The sequence below is a fragment of the Streptomyces sp. NPDC052773 genome (assembly GCF_044547145.1).
Classification (GTDB): domain Bacteria; phylum Actinomycetota; class Actinomycetes; order Streptomycetales; family Streptomycetaceae; genus Streptomyces.
In genome coordinates this window covers 119,494-144,632 of record NZ_JBITZX010000018.1, presented here as the reverse complement: position 1 = coordinate 144,632, position 25,139 = coordinate 119,494, and the positions used below count along the sequence as shown (strand labels likewise).

The 25,139-nt window shown below is 72.3% G+C and carries 25 protein-coding genes; 12 read left to right on the top strand and 13 right to left on the bottom strand.

Going from position 1 to position 25,139, the window contains the following annotated elements:
- The first annotated feature begins 4 nt into the window (after window positions 1–4).
- The 6 genes from ACIG0D_RS31030 (at window position 5) to ACIG0D_RS31005 (ending at window position 6,065) form a co-directional block, all read left to right on the top strand.
- Window positions 5–316: an urease subunit beta gene (locus ACIG0D_RS31030; protein ID WP_399807486.1), complete on the top strand. Its 312-nt coding sequence runs from the start codon at window positions 5–7 to the stop codon at window positions 314–316.
- A complete protein-coding gene (locus tag ACIG0D_RS31025) occupies window positions 309–2,030 on the top strand; it encodes an urease subunit alpha (protein ID WP_399807483.1) in 1,722 nt (573 codons plus the stop codon). Before ACIG0D_RS31030 ends, ACIG0D_RS31025 begins: the two co-directional genes overlap by 8 nt.
- On the top strand, window positions 2,030–2,704 hold the full coding sequence (locus ACIG0D_RS31020) for an urease accessory protein UreF (protein ID WP_399807479.1): 675 nt from the start codon (window positions 2,030–2,032) through the stop codon (window positions 2,702–2,704). Before ACIG0D_RS31025 ends, ACIG0D_RS31020 begins: the two co-directional genes overlap by 1 nt.
- Before the next feature lie 153 nt (window positions 2,705–2,857).
- Window positions 2,858–3,538 carry an urease accessory protein UreG gene (gene ureG, locus ACIG0D_RS31015; protein ID WP_399807476.1) on the top strand — a complete coding sequence of 227 codons (681 nt, stop codon included), beginning with the start codon at window positions 2,858–2,860 and terminating at the stop codon, window positions 3,536–3,538.
- Window positions 3,535–4,299, top strand: coding sequence for an urease accessory protein UreD (locus ACIG0D_RS31010; RefSeq protein ID WP_399807473.1), 765 nt, complete (start codon window positions 3,535–3,537; stop codon window positions 4,297–4,299). Before ureG ends, ACIG0D_RS31010 begins: the two co-directional genes overlap by 4 nt.
- 146 nt (window positions 4,300–4,445) lie before the next feature.
- Window positions 4,446–6,065 carry an alpha/beta hydrolase gene (locus tag ACIG0D_RS31005; protein ID WP_399807469.1) on the top strand — a complete coding sequence of 540 codons (1,620 nt, stop codon included), beginning with the start codon at window positions 4,446–4,448 and terminating at the stop codon, window positions 6,063–6,065.
- A gap of 63 nt (window positions 6,066–6,128) precedes the next feature.
- Here the strand turns inward: ACIG0D_RS31005 and ACIG0D_RS31000 are convergent, their stop codons facing one another.
- The 4 genes from ACIG0D_RS31000 to ACIG0D_RS30985 all read right to left on the bottom strand — a co-directional run bounded on the left by ACIG0D_RS31000 (window position 6,129) and on the right by ACIG0D_RS30985 (window position 9,615).
- Window positions 6,129–6,848, bottom strand: coding sequence for a lysophospholipid acyltransferase family protein (locus tag ACIG0D_RS31000; RefSeq protein ID WP_399807466.1), 720 nt, complete (start codon window positions 6,846–6,848; stop codon window positions 6,129–6,131).
- 72 nt (window positions 6,849–6,920) lie between these two features.
- On the bottom strand, window positions 6,921–8,147 hold the full coding sequence (gene rocD, locus ACIG0D_RS30995) for an ornithine--oxo-acid transaminase (protein ID WP_399807463.1): 1,227 nt from the start codon (window positions 8,145–8,147) through the stop codon (window positions 6,921–6,923).
- The gene (gene ddaH / locus ACIG0D_RS30990) at window positions 8,144–8,968 is read right to left on the bottom strand and encodes a dimethylargininase (protein ID WP_399807460.1); all 825 of its coding nucleotides are present in this window, start codon (window positions 8,966–8,968) and stop codon (window positions 8,144–8,146) included. The genes rocD and ddaH overlap by 4 nt, the downstream gene beginning before the upstream one ends.
- Before the next feature lie 152 nt (window positions 8,969–9,120).
- Window positions 9,121–9,615 carry an Lrp/AsnC family transcriptional regulator gene (locus ACIG0D_RS30985; protein ID WP_399807457.1) on the bottom strand — a complete coding sequence of 165 codons (495 nt, stop codon included), beginning with the start codon at window positions 9,613–9,615 and terminating at the stop codon, window positions 9,121–9,123.
- Window positions 9,616–9,704: 89 nt separating this feature from the next.
- Between ACIG0D_RS30985 and ACIG0D_RS30980 the strand changes: the two genes are divergently transcribed.
- The 4 genes from ACIG0D_RS30980 to ACIG0D_RS30965 are packed head-to-tail and all read left to right on the top strand — an operon-like array spanning window position 9,705 to window position 13,773.
- Window positions 9,705–10,460, top strand: a complete 756-nt coding sequence (locus ACIG0D_RS30980; protein WP_365767562.1) for a LytTR family DNA-binding domain-containing protein — start codon at window positions 9,705–9,707, stop codon at window positions 10,458–10,460.
- Between the two features lie 3 nt (window positions 10,461–10,463).
- Window positions 10,464–10,850 (top strand): hypothetical protein, encoded by a 387-nt coding sequence (locus ACIG0D_RS30975; protein WP_399807454.1) that lies wholly within the window; start codon window positions 10,464–10,466, stop codon window positions 10,848–10,850.
- An 11-nt stretch (window positions 10,851–10,861) separates the two neighbouring features.
- Window positions 10,862–12,571 (top strand): cation acetate symporter, encoded by a 1,710-nt coding sequence (locus ACIG0D_RS30970; protein ID WP_399807451.1) that lies wholly within the window; start codon window positions 10,862–10,864, stop codon window positions 12,569–12,571.
- Window positions 12,568–13,773, top strand: coding sequence for a sensor histidine kinase (locus ACIG0D_RS30965; protein ID WP_399807448.1), 1,206 nt, complete (start codon window positions 12,568–12,570; stop codon window positions 13,771–13,773). The genes ACIG0D_RS30970 and ACIG0D_RS30965 overlap by 4 nt, the downstream gene beginning before the upstream one ends.
- Window positions 13,774–13,792: 19 nt before the next feature.
- On the opposite strand, the gene ACIG0D_RS30960 is transcribed toward ACIG0D_RS30965, so the two are convergent.
- The 7 genes from ACIG0D_RS30960 to ACIG0D_RS30930 all read right to left on the bottom strand — a co-directional run bounded on the left by ACIG0D_RS30960 (window position 13,793) and on the right by ACIG0D_RS30930 (window position 21,892).
- A complete protein-coding gene (locus ACIG0D_RS30960) occupies window positions 13,793–13,963 on the bottom strand; it encodes a hypothetical protein (protein WP_165996125.1) in 171 nt (56 codons plus the stop codon).
- Between the two features lie 13 nt (window positions 13,964–13,976).
- Window positions 13,977–15,815, bottom strand: coding sequence for a protein kinase (locus ACIG0D_RS30955; RefSeq protein WP_399807444.1), 1,839 nt, complete (start codon window positions 15,813–15,815; stop codon window positions 13,977–13,979).
- A gap of 26 nt (window positions 15,816–15,841) precedes the next feature.
- The gene (locus ACIG0D_RS30950; protein ID WP_399807441.1) at window positions 15,842–17,470 is read right to left on the bottom strand and encodes a DUF6777 domain-containing protein; all 1,629 of its coding nucleotides are present in this window, start codon (window positions 17,468–17,470) and stop codon (window positions 15,842–15,844) included.
- A gap of 68 nt (window positions 17,471–17,538) precedes the next feature.
- Window positions 17,539–18,489, bottom strand: coding sequence for a cytochrome c oxidase assembly protein (locus tag ACIG0D_RS30945; protein WP_399807438.1), 951 nt, complete (start codon window positions 18,487–18,489; stop codon window positions 17,539–17,541).
- Window positions 18,490–18,646: 157 nt separating this feature from the next.
- The gene (locus tag ACIG0D_RS30940) at window positions 18,647–19,672 is read right to left on the bottom strand and encodes a 6-phosphofructokinase (RefSeq protein ID WP_399807435.1); all 1,026 of its coding nucleotides are present in this window, start codon (window positions 19,670–19,672) and stop codon (window positions 18,647–18,649) included.
- A 230-nt stretch (window positions 19,673–19,902) separates the two neighbouring features.
- Window positions 19,903–20,631 (bottom strand): type 1 glutamine amidotransferase, encoded by a 729-nt coding sequence (locus ACIG0D_RS30935; RefSeq protein ID WP_165996115.1) that lies wholly within the window; start codon window positions 20,629–20,631, stop codon window positions 19,903–19,905.
- A gap of 22 nt (window positions 20,632–20,653) precedes the next feature.
- Complete coding sequence (locus ACIG0D_RS30930) at window positions 20,654–21,892, bottom strand: MurT ligase domain-containing protein (protein WP_399807432.1); 1,239 nt, start codon at window positions 21,890–21,892, stop codon at window positions 20,654–20,656.
- 155 nt (window positions 21,893–22,047) lie between these two features.
- Between ACIG0D_RS30930 and def the strand changes: the two genes are divergently transcribed.
- Complete coding sequence (gene def / locus ACIG0D_RS30925) at window positions 22,048–22,593, top strand: peptide deformylase (protein ID WP_399807429.1); 546 nt, start codon at window positions 22,048–22,050, stop codon at window positions 22,591–22,593.
- 89 nt (window positions 22,594–22,682) lie between these two features.
- Here def and ACIG0D_RS30920 read toward each other — a convergent pair whose 3' ends face one another.
- Complete coding sequence (locus tag ACIG0D_RS30920) at window positions 22,683–23,327, bottom strand: TetR family transcriptional regulator (protein WP_399807426.1); 645 nt, start codon at window positions 23,325–23,327, stop codon at window positions 22,683–22,685.
- A 169-nt stretch (window positions 23,328–23,496) separates the two neighbouring features.
- Between ACIG0D_RS30920 and ACIG0D_RS30915 the strand changes: the two genes are divergently transcribed.
- The gene (locus ACIG0D_RS30915; protein WP_399807423.1) at window positions 23,497–24,723 is read left to right on the top strand and encodes an acyl-CoA dehydrogenase family protein; all 1,227 of its coding nucleotides are present in this window, start codon (window positions 23,497–23,499) and stop codon (window positions 24,721–24,723) included.
- A 175-nt stretch (window positions 24,724–24,898) separates the two neighbouring features.
- Here ACIG0D_RS30915 and ACIG0D_RS30910 read toward each other — a convergent pair whose 3' ends face one another.
- On the bottom strand, window positions 24,899–25,132 hold the full coding sequence (locus ACIG0D_RS30910; protein ID WP_165996104.1) for a DUF6213 family protein: 234 nt from the start codon (window positions 25,130–25,132) through the stop codon (window positions 24,899–24,901).
- Between the last annotated feature and the right edge of the window lie 7 nt (window positions 25,133–25,139).

Here is a 25,139-nt window from a genome sequence, read left to right as displayed (position 1 = left end):
CTCGATGATTCCCGGAGAGGTCCTCTTCGCCGACGACCCGGTCGTGTACAACGAGGGCCGCGAGGTCACCCGGCTGACCGTCCTCAACGCCGCCGACCGGCCCGTCCAGGTCGGCTCCCACTACCACTTCGCCGAGGCCAACCCCGGCCTGGAGTTCGACCGTGCCGCCGCGCGCGGCAAGCGGCTCAACGTCGCCGCCGGCACCGCCGTGCGCTTCGAGCCCGGGATCCCCGTCGACGTCGAACTCGTCCCGCTCACCGGCGCCCGGATCGTGCCCGGGCTGCGCGGCGAGACCGGAGGTGCCCTCGATGCCTGAGATCTCGCGTGCCGCGTACGCCGATCTGTTCGGCCCGACCACCGGCGACCGCATTCGGCTCGCCGACACGGATCTGCTGATCGAGATCGAGGAGGACCGCTCGGGCGGCCCCGGACGCTCCGGTGACGAGGCGGTGTTCGGCGGTGGCAAGGTCATCCGGGAGTCCATGGGCCAGTCCCGGGCCACCCGGGCCGAGGGGACCCCGGACACCGTCATCACCGGTGCCGTGATCGTCGACCACTGGGGCGTCGTCAAGGCCGACATCGGCATCCGCGACGGCCGGATCACCGGCATCGGCAAGGCGGGCAACCCCGACACCATGGACGGGGTCCACCCCGAGCTGGTCATCGGCCCGGAGACCGAGGTCATCGCGGGCAACGGACGGATCGTCACCGCCGGCGCCATCGACGCGCACGTCCACTTCATCTGCCCGCAGATCGCCGACGAGGCGCTGGCCTCCGGCGTGACCACGCTGGTCGGCGGCGGCACCGGACCCGCCGAGGGCTCCAAGGCCACCACCGTCACCCCCGGACCCTGGCATCTCGCCCGGATGTTCGAGGCGATGGAGCAGTACCCGCTCAACATCGGCTTCCTCGGCAAGGGCAACACCGTCTCCCACGAGGCGATGCTCTCCCAGATCCGCGGCGGCGCCCTCGGGCTGAAACTGCACGAGGACTGGGGCTCCACCCCGGCCGTCATCGACGCCGCGCTGACCGTCGCCGACCGGACCGGCATCCAGGTCGCCATCCACACGGACACCCTCAACGAGGCCGGGTTCGTGGGCGACACCCTCGCGGCGATCGCCGGGCGCGGCATTCACTCGTACCACACCGAGGGCGCGGGCGGCGGCCACGCGCCGGACATCATGACCGTGGTCTCCCAGGCGAACGTGCTGCCGAGTTCGACCAATCCGACGCGGCCCTTCACCGTCAACACCACCGAGGAACACCTCGACATGCTGATGGTGTGCCACCACCTCAACCCGGCGGTCCCCGAGGACCTGGCGTTCGCCGAGTCCCGGATCCGGCCGTCCACGATCGGGGCGGAGGACATCCTGCACGACCTCGGCGCGATCTCGATCATCTCCTCCGACTCCCAGGCCATGGGCCGGATCGGCGAGGTGATCCTGCGCACCTGGCAGACCGCGCACGTGATGAAGCGGCGGCGCGGAGCCCTGCCCGGCGACGGGCGCGCGGACAACCGCCGGGTGCGTCGCTATGTCGCCAAGTACACGATCAACCCGGCGCTCGCCCAGGGCCTTGCCCACGAGATCGGGTCCGTGGAGAGCGGCAAGCTCGCCGACCTGGTGCTGTGGGAACCGGCCTTCTTCGGGGTGAAGCCGCTCCTCGTCCTCAAGGGCGGGCAGATCGCGTACGCGCAGATGGGCGACGCCAACGCCTCCATCCCCACCCCGCAGCCCATCCTGCCGCGTCCGATGTACGGCGCGATCGGGCGGGCGCCCGCCGCCAACTCGGTCAACTTCGTCGCCCCGCTCGCCGTCGAGGACGGGCTGCCGGAGCGGCTCGGGCTCGGCAAGCGGTTCACCGCGATCCGGTCGACGCGCGCGGTGACCAAGGCGGACATGCTCGAGAACGACGCGCGGCCCGACGTACGGATCGACCCCGACAGCTTCGCCGTGTACATCGACGGGGAGCTGGTCGAGGCCACTCCGGCCGCTGAACTGCCCATGGCCCAGCGTTACTTCCTCTTCTGATGGGGCGCGCGGCACTGCTCGTCCTGGCCGACGGCCGCTTCCCCGCCGGTGGGCACGCCCACTCCGGCGGGGCGGAGGCCGCCGTCAAGGCCGGGCGGATCACGGGAGCGGCGAGCCTGGAGGAGTTCTGCCGGGGGCGGTTGCACACGGCGGGGCTGGTGTCGGCCGGGCTGGCGGGCGCTGCCGCACTTGGGTACGACCCGCTGGAGCTGGACGCCGCCGCGGACGCGCGGACGCCGTCGCCGGCGTTGCGCCTGGTCGCGCGCAGGCTGGGGCGTCAGTTGATGCGGGCGGCGCGGGCGACGTGGCCGTCGGCTGAACTCGACGCTCTCGCGCGGTCGTTTCCCAAGGGCGCGCACCAGCCCGTCGTGCTCGGGGTCGTGGCGCGGGCGGCGGGGCTGGGGGCGGTCGACGCGGCGTACTGCGCGGCGTACGAGAGTGTGAGCGGGCCCGTGAGTGCGGCCGTGCGGTTGCTGAGTCTCGATCCGTTCGACGGGACGGGGGTGCTGGCGCGGCTGGCGCCGGAGCTGGATCTCGTCGTGGAGCGGGCGGTCGGGGCGGCGCGGGCGGTTGTCGTGGAGGGGGTCGACGCGTTGCCCGCGGCGTCCGGGGTGTTGCTGGAGATGGGGGCCGAGGCGCATGCGGGGTGGGCCGTGCGGCTGTTCGCGTCCTAGGGGGTTTCGCCCCCGCCGCCCCTTCCCGTTCCCGACCCTGGGGGGCGTTGCCGCCCAGACCCCCCTGTCGGCCTGAACGGCCTCGTCCTCAAACGCCGGACGGGCTGGTTTTGCCCCAAGGCCCCATATCCTCACGAAAAGGAGCTGCTTCTCATGCATCTCGATCACTCCCACCACCCGGGCCCCGCCGCCGTGAGCGCCGACGCGCGGCGGCCCGACGGCACCCGGCGGGCCCTGCGTATCGGACTCGGCGGGCCCGTCGGGTCCGGGAAGACCGCCACCGTCGCCGCCCTGTGCCGGGCGCTGCGTGAGGAGTTGTCGCTGGCCGTCGTCACGAACGACATCTATACGCGGGAGGACGCCGAGTTCCTGCTCCGGGAGGCCGTGCTGCCGCCGGAGCGGATCACCGCGGTGGAGACCGGCGCCTGCCCGCACACCGCGATCCGGGACGACATCTCCGCCAACCTGGAGGCGGTGGAGGACCTGGAGGACGAGGTCGGGCCGCTGGATCTGATCCTCGTGGAGTCGGGTGGGGACAATCTCACGGCGACCTTCTCCAAGGGGCTCGTGGACGCGCAGATCTTCGTGATCGACGTGGCGGGCGGCGACGACATCCCCCGCAAGGGCGGGCCCGGGGTCAGCACCGCGGACCTGCTGGTGGTCAACAAGACCGACCTCGCGCCGTACGTCGGCTCCGACCTCGCCCGGATGGCGGCGGACGCCAAGGCGCAGCGCGGTGATCTGCCGGTCGTCTTCCAGTCGCTGCGCGGCGAGACCGGTGTCGCGGACGTCGCCGGCTGGGTGCGGGAGCGGCTCGCCGCGTGGACCGCATGAGCACCGCCACCGCCGGGGTGCGGGCCACGGCACGGATCCGCGCCACCGACGACGGGCGCGGCGGTACGGCGCTGCCCGTGCTCGAAGGCGAGGGGCCGCTCGCGCCGCGGCGGACCCGGGGGAGTGGCGGCGAGGCCCGGGTCATGCTCGTCGGCGCGATGAGCGGGCCGCTCGGCGGCGACCACTTCACGGTGGAGACGGAGGTGGCCGAAGGGGCACGGCTGCACATCGGCTCGGCCGCCGCCACCATCGCGCTGCCGGGCCAGGCCAGGGGCGGGGCCCACTACGACGTACGGCTCAGCGTCGCCGACGGCGGGGAACTGCACTGGCTGCCGGAGCAGTTGATCTGCGCCGCGGGCAGCGACCTGACCGTGCGGACCCGTGCCGAGCTGGGGGCGGCGGGGCGGCTGGTGCTGCGCGAGGAGCAGGTGCTCGGCCGGGTGGGGGAGGAGCCGGGGCGGCTGACCAGCCGTCTGACCCTGCGGGTCGCCGGGCGCACCGTGCTCGACCAGGAGCTGGCGTGCGGCACCGGCGCGCCCGGTGGGTGGGACGGCCCGGCCGGGCTCGGCGGGCACCGCGCGGTGGGGCAACTGGTGGTCGTACGACCCGAGTTCGCGGCGCGGCCGGTGCCGGCGCGGCTCCTGGGGGAGGGTGCCGCCCTGATGCCCCTCGCCGGTCCCGCCGCCCTGGTCACCGCCGTCGCCCCGGACGCCCTGCGGCTGCGCCGGCTGCTGGACGCGGCCCGCGCGGACCTCGGGTAGCGGTACGCACCGCGTTCGCCCGCTCAGCGGTGTCGGCTTATCCGGTTATCGGATTGGCAAAGAAGACGGGTCACCCCTGTTCCCGGCGGTCCCGCAGAGGCCAGGATCTCCCCTTGTCCAGCGAACGACGCAGGGGGAGGCCCCACTTGAGGGACAACAGACCAAAGAGGCGGACGGCGACGCTCGGTTCGGCCGGGGTGCTCGTCGCGGCGACCCTGATAGCCGGGGCGGTCGCGGCACCGACGGCGAGCGCGGACGCGGGCGCCACGACCGCCACCGAGTCCCGCCACGGTGGAGACCGGGAGGCCCGGGGCGTCGCGATCGCCGCGGCCCGCGCCGCGCACAAGGGCATCGACTGGCAGGACTGCCCCGCCGGCTGGGGGCTGGAGAAGCCGATCCAGTGCGGCTGGGTCACCGTGCCGCTCGACTACGCGAAGCCGTACGGCAAGCAGATCAAGCTCGCCGTCGACCGCGTCGGCAACACCGGCACGAAGTCCGAGCGGCAGGGTGCCCTCGTCTACAACCCGGGCGGCCCCGGCGGCTCCGGCCTGCGCTTCCCGCGCCGCGTCACCACCAAGGCCCCGGTGTGGCAGAACGTCGCCAAGGCCTACGACTTCGTGGGCTTCGACCCGCGTGGTGTCGGCAAGTCCACGCCCATCTCCTGCGTCGACCCGCAGGAGTTCGTCAAGGCGCCCAAGATGGACCCGGTGCCCGACTCCGAGGCCGACAAGCTCGCCCAGCGCAAGCTGGCCCGCGAGTACGCCGAGGGCTGCTACGAGCGCAGCGGCGAGATGCTGCCGCACATGACCACCCCGAACACCGCCCGCGACCTCGACGTCATCCGCGCCGCGCTCGGCGAGAAGAAGCTCAACTTCCTCGGCGTCTCCTACGGCACCTACCTCGGCGCCGTCTACGGCACCCTCTTCCCCGGCCACGTCCGCCGCATGGTCGTCGACAGCGTGGTCAACCCGTCCCGCGAGAAGATCTGGTACCAGGCCAACCTGGACCAGGACGTCGCCTTCGAGATGCGCTGGCAGGACTGGCAGGACTGGGTCGCGAAGAACGACGCCACCTTCCACCTCGGCACCACCCGCGCCGAGGTCCAGGCCAAGTGGCTCGAGCTGCGCGCCGCCGCCAAGAAGGAGCCCATCGGCGGGGTCGTCGGTCCGGCCGAGCTGATCGGCTTCTTCCAGAGCGCCCCGTACTACGACTCCGCGTGGGTGCCGGTGGCCACCGTCTTCAGCAAGTACGTCGCCGGTGACACCCAGGCCCTGGTCGACGCCGCCGCCCCGGACCTGTCCGACACCGCGGGCAACGCCGCCTCCGAGAACGGCAACGCCGTCTACACCGCCGTCGAGTGCGCCGACGCCAAGTGGCCGACGAGCTGGGAGCGCTGGGACCGGGACAACACCCGGCTGCACCGTGACCACCCGTTCCTGACCTGGTCCAACGCCTGGATGAACCTGCCCTGCGCCACCTGGCCGGTCAAGCAGCACACCCCGGTCGACGTGAAGACCGGCAAGGGCCTGCCGCCGGTGCTCATCGTCCAGGCCGAGCGCGACGCGGCCACCCCGTACGGCGGCGCCCTCGAACTGCACCAGCGCTTCAAGGGCTCCCGCCTGATCACCGAGAAGGACGCCGGCTCCCACGGTGTGACCGGGCTGGTCAACTCCTGCGTCAACAACCGGGTGGACGCCTACCTGCTCACCGGCGAGCTGGACGCCCGGGACGTGACCTGCGAGCCGCACACCACGCCGAAGCCGTAAGCCGTACCGGCGATACGACGCGAGGGGCGGCCGGTGTCACCACCGGCCGCCCCTCCCGCGTACTCAGCGCGGCGGCAGCCGCCGCGGCCTGCGCTCCTTCGCGGCGGCTGCCTCCTCCGCCTTCACGTCGGCCGCGTACCGGTCGACGTACTCCTGCCCGGACAGCGACAGGATCGCGTACATGATCTCGTCGGTGACGGCCCGCAGGATCGCCTTCTCGTTCTCCATCCCGGCGTACCGCGAGAAGTCCAGCGGCTCGCCGAAGCGGATCACCACCGGGTGGACTCGGGGCAGCTTCCGGCCGGGCGGCTGCGCCTCGAAGGTGCCGATCATCGCGCACGGCACGACCGGCACCCCGGCCTTCAGCGCCATCACCGCGACCCCGACCTTCCCCTTGTACAGCCGCCCGTCGTGCGACCGCGTCCCCTCCGGGTAGATCCCGAGCAGCTCGCCCCTGCCCAGCACCCCGAGCCCTTCCCGGATCGCCGCCTGCCCCGCGTCCTTCCCGGAGCGGTCCACCGGGATCTGCCCCGCGCTGCGGAAGAACGCGGCGGTCAGCCGTCCCTTCAGCCCGGGCCCGGTGAAGTACTCCGCCTTCGCCAGGAAGGTGATCCGCCGCTTCAGCACCGCCGGCATCAGGAAGTGGTCCGAGAACGACAGATGGTTCCCGGCGACGATCGCCGCACCCGACGCCGGGACATGCTCCAGACCTTCGATCCTCGGCCGGAACACCACTCTCAGCAGCGGTCCCAGCAGTACGTGCTTGAGCAGGTGGTAGAACAAGGGGAACGCACCTCCTGTCAGGGGTTCCCCATCATCGTTGAAGACTCGGCGATCCAGGGGAAGGCCCCGGGCTCAGCCCTGTGCCAGCACCTTCTCCAACGCCCCGATGGCCGAGCGCAGTTCCTCACCCGTGACGGTCAGCGGCGGCGCCAGCCGGATCGTCGAGCCGTGCGTGTCCTTCACGAGGATGCCCTCGCCCATCAGACGCTCGCTGATCTCGCGGCCGGTGCCGATGGCCGGGTCGATGTCGACGCCCGCCCACAGACCGCGCGCGCGGAAGCCGACCACGCCCTTGCCGACCAGATCGGTCAGGCCGCCCCGCAGGACCACGCCCAGCTCGGCGGCGCGCCGCTGGAACTCGCCGGTCTCCAGCAGCTCGACCACGGCCGTGCCGACGGCGGCGGCGAGCGGGTTGCCGCCGAAGGTGGAGCCGTGCTCGCCCGGATGCAGCACCTCCAGGACCTCCCGGCGGGCGACCACCGCGGACACCGGCACGATGCCGCCGCCCAGCGCCTTGCCGAGCAGCACCACGTCCGGGACGACGTCCTCGTGCTCGACGGCGAGGGTGCGGCCGGTGCGGCCCAGGCCGGACTGGATCTCGTCCGCGACGAACAGACAGCCCGCCCGGCGCGTCAGCTCCCGGACCCCGGCCAGGTAGCCCTCGTCGGGGATGATCACACCCGCCTCGCCCTGGATCGGCTCGATCAGCACCGCCGCCGTCGTCTCGTCGACCGCCGCCTCCAGCGCCGCCAGGTCGTTGTACGGCACGATCCGGAAGCCGGGCGTGAACGGGCCGAAGCCGGTCCGCGCCACCTCGTCCGTGGAGAAGCTGACGATCGTCGTCGTACGGCCGTGGAAGTTCTCCGCCGCGACCACGATCGTCGCCCGGTCGGCGGGTACGCCCTTGACGTCGTACGCCCACTTGCGGGCCACCTTGATGCCGCTCTCCACCGCCTCCGCGCCGGTGTTCATCGGCAGCACCATGTCCAGCCCCGTGAGCGCGGACAGGCGCTCGGCGAACTCGGCGAGCCGGTCGTTGTGGAAGGCGCGGGAGGTGAGGGTGAGGCGGTCCAGCTGGCGGTGCGCGGCCTCGATCAGCGCCGGGTGGCGGTGGCCGAAGTTCAGGGCCGAGTAACCGGCCAGCATGTCCAGGTAGCGGCGGCCCTCGACGTCCTCCACCCAGGAGCCCTCGGCGCGGGCCACCACCACGGGCAGCGGATGGTAGTTGTGCGCGAGCACGGGCCGCTCCGCGGCGATCAGCTCGGCGGAGTCACGGGCGGTGCGGGCGGGTGCGGTCATGAACGGATCTCCTGAGTGCAGCACTTGATGCCGCCGCCGGCCTTGTGGAACTCCGACAGGTCGACGGGGACGGGGATGTAACCGTGGTCGTCCAGGCGGGCGGCAAGCGCCTCGGCCCTGGGCGCGATGAAGACATGGCGGCCGTCGGACACCGAATTCAGGCCGAACGCCATCGCGTCGTCGCGGCCGACGAGCACCGCGTCCGGATACAGCCGCCGCAGCACCTCACGGCTGCCCGGGGAGAACGCCTCCGGGTAGTACGCGATGTTGTTGCCGTCGGCGGAGTCGTCCAGCACGAACAGCGCCGTGTCCAGGTGGTAGAAGTACGGGTCGACCAGCGTCAGGCTGATCACCGGGTGCCCGAAGAACTCCTGCGCCTCGCGGTGCGCCTCCCGCGTCGTACGGAACCCGGTGCCGGCCAGCACGTACCGGCCCGTCCACACCAGGTCGCCCTCGCCCTCGCACACCGACTCCGGCCGGTACACGTCGTAGCCCGCCGCCTTGAACCAGGTCTCGTAGTGCACGGACTCCGGACGGCGCTCGGGGGCGTGGAAGAGGGAGCCGAAGACCCGGCCGCCGACGACGAACGCCGAGTTCGCGGCGAAGACCATGTCCGGCAGGCCCGCCACCGGCTCCACGGCCTCGACCGTATGCCCGTGCGCGCGGTAGGCCGCGATCAGCTTCTGCCACTGCTCCTGCGCGAGATCGACATCGACCCGGACGTCGGGGTGCATCCAGGGATTGATCGCGTACTGCACGGCGAAGTGTCTGGGTTCGCAGACGAGAAAGCGCCGCCGGCGCGGCGCACGGCTTTCGGACACAGAGGGGTTCCTCCGCTTCCTGCGGTGTCTACTGGGGGTTGACACAACGGTAGAAAGCGAGCGGACGACCGACAAGAAACGAAAGCTGCGCGCTCACGCAGGATCGCTGCGTTGTGATCAGGGAAGACGCACGTCTCCTGCGTTTACCTCGGTCACCCTCCGTCGTCCGGAGCGGGCTGATTCGCACCCGCCTCAGGACTCTCAGGGAGCAGATGGGACAGCACCATCACACTGATCGTCTTCCGGATGAACGGCTCCGCACGGATCCGCTCCAGCACCTCCTCGAAGTGCTCCACGTCCCGCGCCCGCACATGCAGCAGCGCGTCCGCGCCGCCCGTCACCGTCATCGCCGCCGTGATCTCCGGATGGTTGCGCACCACCTCCGCCAGCCGCCGCGGCGGCGCCGCGCCCTCGCAGTACACCTCGACATACGCCTCCGTACGCCACCCCAGCGCCGACGGCTTCACCGTCGCCGTGAACCCCGTGATCACCCCCGTCTCCCGCAACCGGTCCACCCGGCGCTTCACCGCCGTCGCGGACAGCCCGATCACCGCCCCGATCTCGGCGAAACTGGTCCGCGCGTTCGCCATCAGCGCGGTGACGATCTTCCGGTCGAGGTCGTCGAACGGTGCCGGCCTGCTGTTCATGGCCGCACTGTATCCAGCGGGAACGTCCTGACAACGGTCCCGCGACAGCCCGTGTGCAGACGTACGAATTGCTCCTACACTCCGGGTTCATGCTGCGCGCCCTGGCTGTCGACGACGAACGCCCCTCGCTGGAGGAACTGCTCTACCTCCTGCACGCCGACCCGCGCGTCGGCAGCGCCGAGGGCGCCGGTGACGCCACCGAGGCACTGCGCCGCATCAACCGCGCCCTGGAGTCGGGACCCGACGGGCCCGAGGCGATCGACGTCGTCTTCCTCGACATCCAGATGCCCGGCCTCGACGGCCTCGACCTCGCCCGCCTGCTCACCGGCTTCGCCCGGCCCCCGCTGGTCGTCTTCGTCACCGCCCACGAGGACTTCGCCGTCCAGGCCTTCGACCTCAAGGCGATCGACTACGTCCTCAAACCCGTCCGCAAGGAACGCCTCGCCGAAGCCGTGCGCCGCGCCGCCGAACTGCGCGGCACCGCCACCCCCCGCATCCCCGTCCACGAACCCGACCCCGACCACATACCCGTCGAGCTCGGCGGGGTGACCCGCTTCGTGGCCGTCGACGACATCACCCACGTCGAGGCCCAGGGCGACTACGCCCGCCTCCACACCGGCCAGGGCGGCAGCCACCTGGTCCGCATCCCGCTGTCCACCCTGGAGGAGCGCTGGCGCTCCCGTGGCTTCGTCCGCATCCACCGCCGCCACCTCGTCGCCCTGCGCCACATCGGCGAACTCCGCCTCGACGCCGGCACGGTCAGCGTCCTGGTCGGCTCCGAGGAACTCCAGGTCAGCCGCCGCCACGCCCGCGAGCTGCGGGATCTGCTGATGAGGAGGACCTGACCCGTGCCGAACAGCGCCGCCGACCGCCGGGTCGTCGTCACCGCCCCGCCCCGCCGCACCCACCCGCACGCCCGGCTCCGCTCACGCGGGCGGCACCCCCACGCCTACCGTCCCCGCACCGAGATCGACGAACAGACCACCCTCGGCCACACCTACGTCCGCTCCCTCATGCGCACCCAGCTGCGCGCCGCCCTCACCGTGTGCGCCGTCCTCGTCCTGCTGATCGGCCCGCTCCCGCTGCTCTTCGCGGCGGCCCCGGACGCCGGCCGCCTCCAGTGGCTGGTCCTCGGCTTCTGCCTCTACGCCCCGCTCGTCCTGCTCGCCCACTGGTACGTCCGCCGCGCCGAACGCAACGAACGCGACTTCGTCCGCCTGGTCGAGGACCGCTGAACCCTTCCGCGATGAACTCGAACTACGCCGTCCCCGCCGTCGCCCTCGTCGTCCTCGCCACCGTCCTCGTCGGCGCCTTCGGCCTGCGCATCTCCCGCACCACCTCCGACTTCTACGTCGCCTCCCGCACCGTCGGCCCCCGCCTGAACGCCGCCGCCATCAGCGGCGAGTACCTCTCCGCCGCCTCCTTCCTCGGCATCGCCGGCCTCGTCCTCGTCCAGGGCCCGGACATGCTCTGGTACCCCGTCGGCTACACCGCCGGCTACCTCGTCCTGCTGCTCTTCGTCGCCGCCCCGCTGCGCCGCTCCGGCGCCTACACCCTGCCCGACTTCGCCGAGGCCCGGCTCGCCTCCCAGGCGGTACGGCGCCTCGCGAGCGCCTTCGTCGTCGGCGTCGGCTGGCTCTACCTGCTGCCCCAGCTCCAGGGCGCCGGACTCACCCTGACCGTGCTCACCGGGGCGCCCGACTGGCTCGGCGGGATCATCGTCGCCGTCGTCGTCGTGGCCATCGTCGCCGCGGGCGGCATGCGCAGCATCACCTTCGTCCAGGCCTTCCAGTACTGGCTGAAACTCACCGCCCTGCTCGTCCCCGCCTTCTTCCTCGTCCTCGCCTGGCAGGCCGACGGCGCCCCCCGCCGCGCCTTCGACGAACCGCCCGCCTTCCGCGAACAGCGCTCCGTCCGCGTCGACGCCACCCTCGACCTGCGCCTGGAACGCCCCCTGACCGTCACCGTCGACGGCACCGTCGACGGCCGCGCCCACGACGGCACCGAACTCCGCCTGCCCGCCGGCACCCACCGCATCGACCAGGGCACCCACCTCACCTTCGCCCCCGGCACACCCGTCCCCGCCGCCGACCGCGGCGGCAACGGCGCCATGTCCACCTCCCTCACCGCGGGCGGCGAGGAACGCCCCCTCTACGCCACGTACGGACTGATCCTCGCCACCTTCCTCGGCACCATGGGCCTGCCGCACGTCGTCGTCCGCTTCTACACCAGCCCACACGGCGTCGCCGCCCGCCGCACCACGGTCGCCGTCCTCGCCCTGATCGGCGCCTTCTACCTGCTGCCCCCGCTCTACGGCGCCCTCGGCCGCCTCTACGCCCCCGAGCTCACCCTCACCGGCGACGCCGACGCCGCCGTCCTCCTGCTGCCCGGCCGGATGATCGGCGGAGTCGGCGGCGACCTCCTCGGCGCGCTGCTCGCCGGCGGCGCCTTCGCCGCGTTCCTGTCCACCGCCTCCGGACTCGCCATGGCCGTCGCCGGGGTGCTCACCCAGGACGTGCTGCCCTCCCGCGGCGTCCGCCACTTCCGGCTCGGCACCCTGCTCGCCATGGCCGCACCCCTCGCGGCGAGCGTGCTCGTCGGCGGGCTGCCCGTCGCCGACGCGGTCGGGCTCGCCTTCGCCGTCTCGGCGTCCTCCTTCTGCCCGCTGCTCGTCCTCGGCATCTGGTGGCGGCGGCTCACCCCGCCCGGCGCCGCCGCCGGGATGCTCGTCGGCGGCGGCTCCGCGTTCGCCGCCGTCGCCGCCACCATGGCGGGCTTCGCCGACGGCCCGCTGCACGCCCTGCTCGCCTGGCCCGCGCTGTGGTCGGTGCCGCTCGGCTTCCTCACCATGATCCTGGTGTCGCTCGCCACCCCGGCCCGCGTCCCCGAGGGGACCGCGGCCGTCCTGGCCCGCTTCCACCTACCGGAACAGCTGCGCACGGAGGTCAAGACATGACCGGCTTCCTCGCCGGGCTGTGCGTGGCCGTCCTGCCCCTCCTCGCCGCCGGTTTCTGGCTCGGCCGGCGCACCGCCCGCACCCAGCACCTCGGCGGCCTCGGCACCCCCGTCGAACACGCCACCTTCCAGACCCTGCACACCGCCTCCCTCGCCGCGCCCCCGCTGCGCGCCGGACTCACCGAGGAGACCGCCCGCAAGTCGGCCCGCCGGCTGCGCACCCTGCTCGGCACGGACGCCCTCTGCCTCACCGACGACGGCCGCGTCCTCGCCTGGGACGGCGTCGGCGCCCACCACCGCACCGAGGTCATGGCACGGCTCGCCGGCCCGCTGGAGACCGGCCGCGGCGAGGCGTTCCCGCTCACCTGCGACGTCCCCGACTGCTCCCTGCGCTGGGCCGTCGTCGCCCCCCTCACCGTCGACGACCGCGTCCACGGCGCCCTCGTCGCCTGCGCGCCCCGCGAGTCCGCCGTCCTCGTGCGCGCCGCCGCCGAGGTCGCCCGCTGGGTCTCCGTCCAGCTCGAACTCGCCGACCTCGACCGCTCCCGCACCCGCCTCATCGAGGCCGAGATCAAGGCCCTGCGCGCCCAGATCTCCCCGCACTTCATCTTCAACTCGCTCGCGGTCATCGCCTCGTTCGTCCGCACCGACCCCGAGCGCGCCCGCGAACTGCTCCTGGAGTTCGCCGACTTCACCCGCTACTCGTTCCGCCGGCACGGCGACTTCACCACCCTCGCCGACGAACTCCACGCCATCGACCACTACTTGGCGCTCGTCCGGGCCCGCTTCGGCGACCGCCTCTCGGTCACCCTGCAGATCGCCCCCGAGGTGCTGCCGGTCACCCTGCCCTACCTGTGCCTCCAGCCGCTGGTGGAGAACGCCGTCAAACACGGCCTGGAGGGCAAGGCCGGCACCTGCCGCATCAGCATCACCGCGCAGGACGCGGGCGCCGAGGCCGTGGTCGTCATCGAGGACGACGGCGCCGGAATGGACCCCGGCCTGCTGCGCCGCATCCTCGCGGGCGAGGTCAGCCCGTCCGGCGGCATCGGGCTGTCCAACGTCGACGACCGGCTCCGCCAGGTCTACGGCGACGACCACGGCCTCGTCATCGAGACCGCCGTGGGCGCGGGCATGAAAGTCACCGCCCGGCTGCCCAAGTACCAGCCGGGCGTGCACTCGGCGGGCCGCCTCGCCGAGGAGTGAGTGGCGGCGAGTACGGGTGTCAGGTGCTGCGGGTGGCCACCATGCCGAGGGTGATCAGACCCAGCACGACCCAGCCGAACCACAGCCAGCCGTTGCTGCCGAGCGCCACCGTGTAGGCCGTCACCACGACGAGCCCACCGAGGGTGAGCACCCCCATGGTCTTCGTCGAGCCGTCCGTAGAACCGGGCATCGCGACACCCTCCTCATGGTTCGTCCCCCTCCATGGTGCCCCCGTTCTGCTTCCGTACGGTGCAGACGACCAAATGTGTGCCCGATTTCCGGGCCCCTTGGCCGGTCCAGGACCCCGACTCGTACACGGAGGGGTCGAATCCGTAGTCGCCCGGCGGCACGTCCCGGGCACACGCCGCGTCCGACCGGGTCCGGGCCTGCGCCGGCGTGATGCCCTCCGCCAGCCGGGTGAACCCCAGCACCTGCTCGTCGTACCTGCCGCCGCACGAGACCAGCCGCACCTCCCGCGGAGAGCGCACGTCCAGACAGTCCCGCTTCTGCATGGCCGCCGTGTGCGTGAACACCATGCCCGGCGCACGATGCCCGCCCAGCGGCCCGTACACCGGCCCGCGCGCCCCCAGCAGCAGACACGCGGTGCGCCGCCCGGCCGCCTCGAACCCCTCGTCGGTCGGTACGACCGCCACGCTGCGCACCTCCGCCAGCCGCTCCCGCAGCTCCCGCGTCAGCTCCTCGCACCGCGCCGGCCCCCGCTCCCGCGCCTCGCCGGCCGAGCCGGCCGGCACGAACCCCATCACCTGCCCGTCCGGCGCCGCGTCCCCGCAGCTCGGGTCCAGCGCCAGCCGGGGCATACCCGCGAACCGCGCGCCCGGCCACTCGGCGAGCACACAGTCCCCGTCCCGCAGTGGCCGGGCGAGCCCCACGTCCGCCCCGTACGGCAACGCGTCCGCCGTCCCACCGCCGGCCGTGGACCGGTCGGCGGTCGCGTACCAGACCCCGCCCAGCGCCAGCGCCAGCCCGAGCCCGCCCGCGAGCGCCGCCCGCACCGCCCGGGGGAGCGCCCGGCGCGGCCGGTCCGGGACCGGGGCGTGCCCGAACCCCGGCCCGTCCGGCATCGGGGCGTGCCCGAACCCCGGCCCGTCCGGCACCCCGCCCCACGGCGGCTGCGACCCGGGCTCCGTCCGCGTGCGGCCGTGGTCCCGCGGCTGCGGTACGACGATCCCCGCCAGCGCCGCCTCTGCCTCCGCCGCCCCCATTCGCCGCGCCGGATCCTTCACCAGCAACGCCCGTACGACGGGCTCCAGGGCGCCCGAGCGCACCGGCGGGCGCGGCTCCTCGGCGACCACGGCGGTCAGCTCCGCAAGCTGCGACTCCCGCTCGAACGGGCCGCGCCCCTCCACGCCGTAGTACAGCGTGCAGCCCAGTGAGAACAGATCGGCGGCCTCGGTGGGCGGCCCTCCGGTGGCCCGCTCCGGCGCCAGGTAGCCGGCCGTGCCCACCAGCGCGGACGCCAGCGTGTAGCGCGGCTCCCCGGCGTCCGGCCGCACCGAGATCCCGTAGTCGGTGAGCAGGACCCGCCCGTACGGCGCCCCCGCGCGGTCCGGTGCCAGCAGGATGTTCGCCGGCTTCACGTCCCGGTGCAGGACGCCCCGCCGGTGCCCGGCGGTCAGCGCGTCCAGCACCGCGAGGCCGATCCGGGCGCACTCCGCCGGGGCGAGCGGGCCACGCCGCGCGACCAGCTCCCGCAGGTCCACGGCGCCCGCCACGTACTCCATGACGATCCAGGGCAGCCCCTCGTGCTCCAGCACGTCGTGCACGGTCACCACATGCGGATGCCCGCGCAGCCCGGCCGCGTGCCGGGCCTCCGCCCGGGCCCGCGCGACCCGCGCCTCCCGCTCGTGGTACGCCTCCGCCGGGTCCCGGAACACGATCTCCTTCAGCGCCACCTCACAGGCCAGTCTCTGGTCGTGCGCCAGCCACACATGCCCCATCCCACCGCTGCCGAGCCGGTGCAGCAGCAGATAGCGGCCGGCGATGACCCGGCCCACTCCCGACGTCGAGGGTCCTGAGGACATCCGGTGACTCCCGGTTCTGCGGGGGGCTACGGAGTGGTGGTGGGGGTGGGGGCGACGTTGGCGGGGGCGCCGGCGGGAGTGGGGGGTGGAGCCGGAGCACTGGGGGGCGGATCACTGGGCGGGGGCGGTGACGGCGGCGGCGTGGAGGAGGCGGGCGACGACGGGGGCTCGTCCCTTGGGGGAGAGGGGGACGGTGGTCGCTCGGAGGGCGCCCGCGTGGGGGCGGCGGAGCTGGGGGAGCCGGGGGGCCTGAGCGAGTCGGACGGGCGTGGCGGGTCCGGGGAGCCGGGGTAGCCGTCGCCGGGGGAGCCGGAAGAGCCTGGGCGGTTGGGAGAGCCGGGGGAGTCGGAGGAGCCCGGCGGGTCGGAGTGGCCGGGCGAGGCCGAGGAGCCGGGGGAGTCCGAAGGCTCAGACGGCTTCGACGGCCCCGAGGGCCCGGACGGTCCAGGCGAGTCCGATGAGCCGGGCGAATCCGAGGGGTCTCGGGACCCTGCGGGATCCGACGCGCCCGGCGATTCCGGCGATTCCGGCGAAACCGGGGAGCCCGGGGAGTCCGAGGGTTTGGGTTCCCCGGAGCCGGACGCGTCCGACGAGCCGGAGGAACCCGGCGAACCCGGGGATCCCCCGGAGCCGGACACCTCCGACGAGCCCGACGAGCCCGACGAGCCCGAGGCCCCCGGGACCGACCCCGATCCACCCCCCGCGCCGTCACCCCCGCCCGCGCCGCTCACCCGCACCCGCACGAACGCGCCGAACGGCAGCTCGGTCCCCGCCGGCGGGTCGGACGCCGTGACCCGGGCGTCGTGCGGCGGCAGCCCGCCCCCGTCGACCACGACGGCGAGCCCCGCCCCGGCCAGCACCCGGCTCGCCCGCCCGAAGGCCGACCCGGTCACCTCGGGCACCGCACGCGGTTCCCTCGCGTCGAAGACCGAGTCGTCCGGGCCGGTCGTCCCGGCGGGCCGGTGGATGCCCCGGCCCGGGTCCTCGACATCGACCAGGGCCAGCCGGTCCAGAGTCCGGGGAGCGGGCCGTACGGCCACGACGGACGAGCGGTCGAAGCCCTTCCACTTCTCGTTGCCGTCCTCGAACCGGACGGAAATCCTCCTGATGTCCCCCTCGAAGGGACGCAGCGGATTTCCGCACGAGCACTTCACGGCGGGCAGCCCCCGCTCGTCGACGAGAATCGCGATTCCCGCCTGGAGCAGGGCATCGAAGGGAACCGCTTTTTCCTTCTTGTAGTCGTGGTTCTTCACCAGCGTGTCGGTCCGCAGAAGAACCGGTGTCAGCCGGTCGAGATATCGCGGAATCCCATCGGTGGTGACACCGAGCACGGAAGCCCAGGCCTGTGTTTTCCGCTCATTCGCGGGATCCGTGAGGAATTCCTCCAGCCGGTCGACATCACAGATCTCCGGCTCCCTCGTGCCGCCGTAGAGACCGGGTGTGTCACCCTGCTGGACCCCGCCGGGCGCAGGTCGCGAGCGTACGCCCGCGTCATGCCCGAGCCCGGCGTCCTCGTCGAAGAACGGAGCCAGGGACGGCACACCCGCCGCCACGGCTTTCACCGCGAACGCACGTTCGTCGCTCTGACACCCGCTCGATATCAGTACGCACACCAACGCGAACGCGACCCTGCGCAGCACAACGCGAACGGCCATCACCGCTCCCCCCGGCGGTCCCCCCGACGCGTTTCATGCTACTGAACCGAACCGCCCGGAAAAGAAGTTCAGCGGCTTCGTGCGTTCAGTGAGGCCAAATAGGCGTTATAAGCCTCGAGTTCCTTGTCGCCGTCACGATCCGCGGCCCGGTCCTTGCGCTTGGCCTGCCGCTGCTCGGAGCCGTACCACTGGAACAGCAGCGCGATCAGCACCAGCACGGACGGGATCTCGCTGAACGCCCAGGCGATACCGCCGGCCGCGTTCTGGTCGGAGAGCGCGTCGATGCCGAGGGAGGCGGGGGGATCGGCGTAGGTGCCGACCATCGGCTGCGACGCCATCATCAGCGCGATGCCGAAGAACGCGTGGAACGGCATGCCCGCGAACAGCTCCAGCATCCGCATCAGATAGCCGGGCCGGTGCGGACCCGGGTCCACGCCCATGATCGGCCAGAAGAACACCAGACCGGTCGCGAGGAAGTGGACCATCATCGCGATGTGGCCCGGCTTGGACTCCATCAGGAAGTCGAACAGCGGGGTGAAGTACAGGGCGTACAGGCTGGCGATGAACAGCGGGATCGTGAAGACCGGGTGGGTGACGATCCGCATGTACCGGCTGTGCAGCAGCATCAGCAGCAGCTCGCGCGGCCCCTTGCTGCCCCGCGCGGCCGGCGGCAGCGCCCGCAGCGCCAGCGTGATCGGGGCACCGAGCAGCAGCAGGATCGGCGACAGCATGCTGATCACCATGTGCTGCACCATGTGCACGCTGAACATGACCATGCCGTAGTCGTTCAGCGCGGTGTTCATCATCAGCCCGATGCTGAGCACACCGGCGACGAAGGAGACGGTCCGCCCGACCGGCCACTTGTCACCCCGCCGCGTCAGCCGGACGACACCCCAGCCGTAGAGCGCAAGACCCAGCAGACACGCGACGAGAAAGAAGGGGTCCGCGGACCACTGCAACCCCCTCCCCAGCGTGAACGGCGGCAGATCCATCATCATGCCGTGCCCGCTGTGATCCATCCGCCGGCTCCTGTTTCGTGGGGGGTTTGTGCTGTCTGTACCGCCCACAAGAGTAAAGCGGCCCCCGGCCGGCCTTTCGACCGGGGGCCGCTGGACTCACCTCAGGGGCGCGGGGAACTGCGCGAGAAACCACAGACAACCCACACCCGCCGGACGGTTAAAGCACACACTCCGCTTCCGCGTACCGCTCCTCCGGAACGGTCTTCAAGGACTCGACGGCCTCCGCCAGGGACACCATCACGATGTCGGTCCCCCGAAGCGCCGTCATCATCCCGAACTCGCCGCGATGAGCGGCCTCCACCGCGTGCCACCCGAACCGCGTCGCCAGCACCCGGTCGTACGCCGTCGGCGTCCCGCCCCGCTGCACATGCCCGAGGATCACCGGCCGCGCCTCCTTGCCGAGCCGCTGCTCCAGCTCCACGGAGAGCTGACGCGCTATCCCGGCGAACCGCTCGTGCCCGTAGATGTCCTTGCCGCCCTCGTCGAAGGCCATGGTCCCGGGCTTCGGCTTGGCGCCCTCCGCCGCGACGACGATGGCGAACCGCTTGCCCGCCTCGAACCGCTCGCCGACCCGCGCGGTCAGCTCGTCGATGTCGAACGGCCGCTCCGGCACCACGATGGCGTGCGCGCCCGCCGCCATCCCGGAGTGCAGCGCGATCCAGCCGGTGTGCCGGCCCATGACCTCGACGATCAGCACCCGCTGGTGGGACTCGGCGGTGGTCTTCAGCCGGTCCAGCGCCTCCGTGGCGACGCCGACGGCGGTGTCGAAGCCGAAGGTGACGTCGGTGACAGCGATGTCGTTGTCGATGGTCTTCGGCACGCCCACGATGGGCAGACCGCTGTCCGACAGCAGCCGGGCCGCCTTCAGCGTGCCCTCGCCGCCGATCGGGATGATCGCGTCGAGACCCAGCTCCGCGACATACCCCTTGGCCCGCTCCACGCCGTCCCGCAGATGCTCGGGACGGACCCGGGAGGAGCCGAGGATGGTGCCGCCGCGGGCGAGGATGCCGCCGACCGCGTCAAGGTCGAGCTTCGTGTAGTCGCACTCCAGGAGGCCTTTCCAGCCGTCCCGGAAACCGATGACCTCGTCGCCGTGGTCGGCGACGGCACGGTGCACGACGGACCGGATGACGGCGTTCAGACCGGGGCAGTCGCCGCCGGACGTGAGGACACCAATGCGCATAGCCCGAATACCTTCTCAACGTGGGCCGGTGACCGGACCACGCTGTCCGGCGGGAATCCCCGCCACCCTAGCGGCATTCGGGGGCGGGGCCGAACCAGGCGTCCGCCTGCTGGACGACCCCGCTCACCTGTGCGGATGCACCATCAGACGGGCTCATGAACCCCCGATGGAAAACCGGTTAAGCAGGCTGCTGCGCAAAGGTGTTCACGCAGGCTGCTGCGCAACAGTGTTCACGCAGGCTGCTGCGCAGCCGCGATGCGCTCGTTGCGCAGGGCCTCGTACCAGCGGTCGTCCACCGGCGGCAGCGCGTTGACGTCGAGGGCCAGCTTCAGCAGGTGGTCCGCGATCAGCGGGTTGCGGGCGAGGACGGGACCGTGCATGTACGTGCCGAAGACGGTGTCGTTGTACGCCCCCTCCGTGCCGTCGCCCGTGCCGTTGCCCTTGCCGAGCCGCACCTGCGCCAGCGGGCGGGCCGTGGGCCCGAGGTGGGTGACGCCCTGGTGGTTCTCGAAGCCGGTCAGCGGCGGCAGCCCGAGCCGCGGGTCGATGTCCGCGAGCACGTCGCCCACGCACCGCTCGCCCTCACCGCGCACCGACACCACGTCGAGCAGGCCGAGGCCGGGCTCGCGCTGGCCGAGGTCGTTGATGAACTCGTGGCCGAGGATCTGGTAGCCGGCGCAGACCGAGAACACGATCGCGCCGTTCTCCACCGCCCGGTGCAGACCGCCGTCCCGGCGCAGCCGCTCGGCCGCGAGGCGCTGCGGCCGGTCCTCGCCGCCGCCGATCAGATAGATGTCGCCGGAGGTCGGGATCGGCTGGTCGCTGCGCACGTCGAGCCGGGCCACGTCCAGGCCCCGCTGCCGCGCCCGGCGCTCCACGACGAGGACGTTGCCCTGGTCGCCGTAGGTGCTGAGCAGGTCGGGGTAGATCCAGACGATCCGCAGACCGTTGTCGCTCATAGTCACTGTCCTTCCGACTCACTCAGTTGCCGACGCGGCGGCGCAGATCCTGGAACGCGGTGTAGTTCGCGATGACCTCGATCCGGCCCGGCGGGCACGTCTGCACGGCCTGGTCGAGGTTGTCGCAGACCTGGAAGTGCTGGTTGGCGACCTCCAGGCGGACCGCCAGGTCGAGCTTGCGGTCGCCGATGACGAAGATCGGGTGGCCGGTGAGCCGGGTGTAGTCGACGTCCCACAGCCAGGAGGTGTCGGTGCCGTCGGCGCTGCGCGCGTTCACGGAGAGGATCACCGGGGTGGGCGGCGGGTCGATGAGGGAGAACGTCTCCAGCCACCCGGCCGGGTTCTTCGCCAGCAGCAGCCGCAGGTCACGGCCCTGGAACTGGACGACGTCGTAGCGTCCGGCGACGGCCTGCACCTGGTACATGCGCTCCAGGGCCACCTGTGGGGGCACGCCGAAGACGGCGGCGACGGCGGCCGAGGAGGCGGCGTTGGCCTTGTTGGCGCGGCCCGGCAGCTGGAGGTGGATCGGCCAGGCCGAGCCGTGCGGGTCGAGGACGTGGTCGCCGGAGAGCGCCCAGGTCGGGGTGGGGCGGCGGAAGCCGCACTCGCCGCAGAACCAGTCGTCGCCGGGGCGCTGCATCACACCGCCGCAGGCGGGGCAGGACCAGGCGTCGTCCTTCCACATCTGCCCGGCGGCGACCCAGATCACGTTCGGGGAGGACGAGGCCGCCCACACGACCAGCGGGTCGTCGGCGTTGGCGACGATCACGGCCTTGGAGCCGGCCAGGCCCTCGCGCCAGTTCTCGGCGAGCATGCGGGTCTCGGCGGCCCGGTCGAGCTGGTCGCGGGAGAGGTTCAGCAGCGCGATGCACTTGGGGTCGGTGTCCCGGGCGACGCCCGCGAGGTACTTCTCGTCGACCTCGATCACGCCGTACTTGGCGTCCGAGCCGCCCGCCAGCGCCGAGGTGATGCCGGCCGGCATGTTCGCGCCGAGCGCGTTGGACACGACCGGGCCCGCGGCCCGCAGGGCCTCGGCGATCAGCCGGGTGGTGGTGGTCTTGCCGTTGGTCGCCGAGACCAGGACGACGTCCAGGTTCTGGGCGAGCCGGGCGAGGAGGTCGGGGTCGAGTTTCAGGGCCACCCGGCCCCCGATCACCGAACCGCTGCCGCGTCCCGCGGCACGGGATGCCGCTGCGACCGCCTTGCCCGCGGTCACGGCCAGCTTGGCCCGCGGCGTGAGCGGGTCCGAGTTGCCTGCCATCAGTTCTCGATCCTCCTTGCGTACGCGCCGCGCCTCAAGCCTTCGGCAACGTGGTGGTGGTCAGCCTATCGAGATCCATTCGCACTCCCGAATCCCGGCCCGCGCCCGCGGCTGTGCGGCACTGCGAGGGCTGAGGGAACCGTACCCTTGCGGCCATGCGACACGGCTCGATCCCGGGCGCCCGCGGGCGCGTCCGGCCCCTCACCCTGTTCGGCGACCCCGCTCTGCACACGCCGTGCGCGGAGGTCACCGACTTCGGCCCCGAACTGTCCCGGCTCGTGGAGGACTTGTTCGCGACGATGTACGCGGCCCGGGGGGTGGGGCTGGCGGCGAACCAGGTGGGGGAGTCGGTGCGGGTGTTCGTCTACGACTGCCCGGACGACGAGGATGTCCGGCATCTCGGGCATGTGGTGAACCCGCGTCTGGTGGAGACGGACGGGGTGGTGATCCGTGGCCCGGAGGGCTGTCTGTCCCTGCCGGGCCTGGAGGCGGGCACGGAGCGCTACGACCACGCGGTCGTCGAGGGCTTCACGATGACCGGCGAGCCGGTCACGGTCCACGGCACGGGCTTCTTCGCCCGCTGCCTCCAGCACGAGTGCGACCACCTGGAGGGGAAGGTCTACGCGGACCGCGTACAGGGTTGGCGCCACCGCAGGCTGATGCGAAAAGTGAGCCGAGCCTCTTGGCGCCGGCCAGGGTGAACTCGTCAGGGGCGCGGGGCCGTATCTCTATGCGGCTCCGCCGCGTGGGCGCGAGAAACCAGACACGGCCTGCAGCCGAAAGCTGACCGTCAGAACCCCGGACCGCCCATCCTGTCCCCCGCGGCCGCGAGCCGGCCCCACAGCAGATCGGCCAGGGCGCGCACCAACTCCTGCCGCGAACACGGCCGTTCCCCCAGCCACCAGTCCCCGGCCGCGTGCATCATCCCGACGATGCCGTGTCCCCACACCCGCGCCAGGCGCTCGCTGTCCGGCCCGAGGTCGACCCGCTCCTGGATGACCTTGCCCAGCTCCTCGCCCATCCTGCGGAGCACGGGCGCCGAGTGCTTGCCGACGTCGAAGCCCTGGTCGCCGGTCTGGCCGCCCTCCGCCGGATGCATCAGGAACCGGTAGACCTGGGGCCGCGCCTCGATGGCCGCGAGATAGGTGTCCAGCGTGGACTCGACCCGCTCGCGCCGGTCCGCGGGCGCGTCCAGCGCCGCCCGCAGGGAGTCGAGGAGCGCGTCGGTGTGGCGCTTGGCGAGCGCCGCGTACAGCCCGCCCTTGTCGCCGAAGTGGCGGTAGAGGATGGGCTTGGTGATACCCGCCTCCGCGGCGATGGCGTTCATCGACGCCTGCGGTCCGTCCCGCAGCACCACCCGGTCCGCGGCCTCCAGCAGCTCGCGCCGTCGGCGGTCGGCGGACCGCTGCTGCTCGGTCCGCTGCGTGGTGTCCATGGTCTCTCCCCACCCGTGCTCTCTCGGTAACGCCTGGGCAAAGTAGCACTCGACGGCCCTCGCGCATCGAACGGGCTGCCGGGGGGCTCTGGTGAGTTGACTTTTCCTACCCGCCGGTAACAGACTGCGGTTACCGCAAGTAACACGCACGTGCGCCGCTGGAGGGGACATGGCCGAGTTCACCATGGAGCTGAACGACGAACAGAAGGAGGTCAGGGACTGGCTCCATGGCTTCGCCGCCGACGTGATCCGCCCCGCGGCCGCCGAGTGGGACGAGCGCGAGGAGACCCCCTGGCCGGTCATCCAGGAGGCCGCCAAGGTCGGCATCTACTCCCTCGACTTCTACGCCCAGCAGTACTTCGACCCCACCGGCCTCGGCATACCCATGGCCATGGAGGAGCTGTTCTGGGGTGACGCGGGCATCGCCCTGTCCATCGTCGGCACCGGCCTCGCCGCCGTCGGCGTCCTCGCCAACGGCACCGAGGAGCAGATCGGCACCTGGATCCCCCAGATGTACGGCGACGCGAACGACGTCAAGGTCGCCGCGTTCTGCTCCTCCGAGCCCGACGCCGGCTCCGACGTCGCCTCCATGCGCACCCGCGCCGTCTACGACGAGGCCAAGGACGAGTGGGTGATCAACGGCACCAAGACCTGGGCCACCAACGGCGGCATCGCCAACGTCCACGTGGTCGTCGCGGTCGTCGACCCCGAGCTGGGCTCCAAGGGCCACGCGTCCTTCATCATCCCGCCGAACACCCCCGGCCTGTCCCAGGGCCAGAAGTTCAAGAAGCACGGGATCCGCGCCTCGCACACCGCCGAGGTCATCCTCGACAACGTGCGCGTCCCCGGCTCCTGCCTGCTCGGCGGCAAGGAGAAGCTGGACGAGCGGCTCGCCCGGGCCCGTGAGAAGGCCAAGGGGGGCGGCGAGCGCCTGAAGAACGCGGCCATGGCCACCTTCGAGGCGTCCCGCCCGGCCGTCGGCGCCATGGCCGTCGGCACCGCCCGCGCCGCGTACGAGGTCGCCCTCGACTACGCGAAGACCCGCGAGCAGTTCGGCCGCCCGATCATCGACAACCAGGGCGTCGCCTTCCAGCTCGCCGACATGCGCACCCAGATCGACGCCGCCCGCCTGCTGGTGTGGCGGGCCTCCTGGATGGCGATCAACGGCAAGCCGTTCACCGCCGCGGAGGGCTCGATGTCGAAGCTGTTCGCGAGCGAGACCGCCAAGAAGGTCACCGCCCAGGCGATCCAGATCCTCGGCGGCAACGGCTACACCCGGGAGTACCCGGTGGAGCGCATGCACCGGGACGCCGCCATCTACACCATCTTCGAGGGCACCAGCGAGATCCAGCGCCTGGTCATCGCCCGCACCCTGTCGGGCATGCCGATCCGCTAGCGAACGGCACACCGCCGGCGCCGGCCGGGAAGGGCGTCTGTCATGCTGACCGCATGATCGTTCTTCCCGGCCTGCTCGGCCTCCTGGTGCTGCTCGCCGTCGCCACCGCGGGCTGCTTCATCCTCCGCGAGTTCTGCAAGGAGTACCGGGCCAGGCGGCGCGCCTGACGCGCGTTCTACGGCGCTCCGCTGCTGTGCGCGATGCACGCCACGTCGATCCGGTCGGCCAGCTTCGCCAGCTCGATCGTCAACGCGGCCACGGTGTCCTCGTCGAGCCCCTCCTCACCGGCCTCGACGAGATGCAGCCACCGCCCGCCCACCATGCGGAGCAGCTTGCTCACATCGGCCGCGGCCACCTGGAGGTTCCCGCGGTCATCGACGATCAGAGGCAGAGTCACTTCGCGGTTCACAACCGGG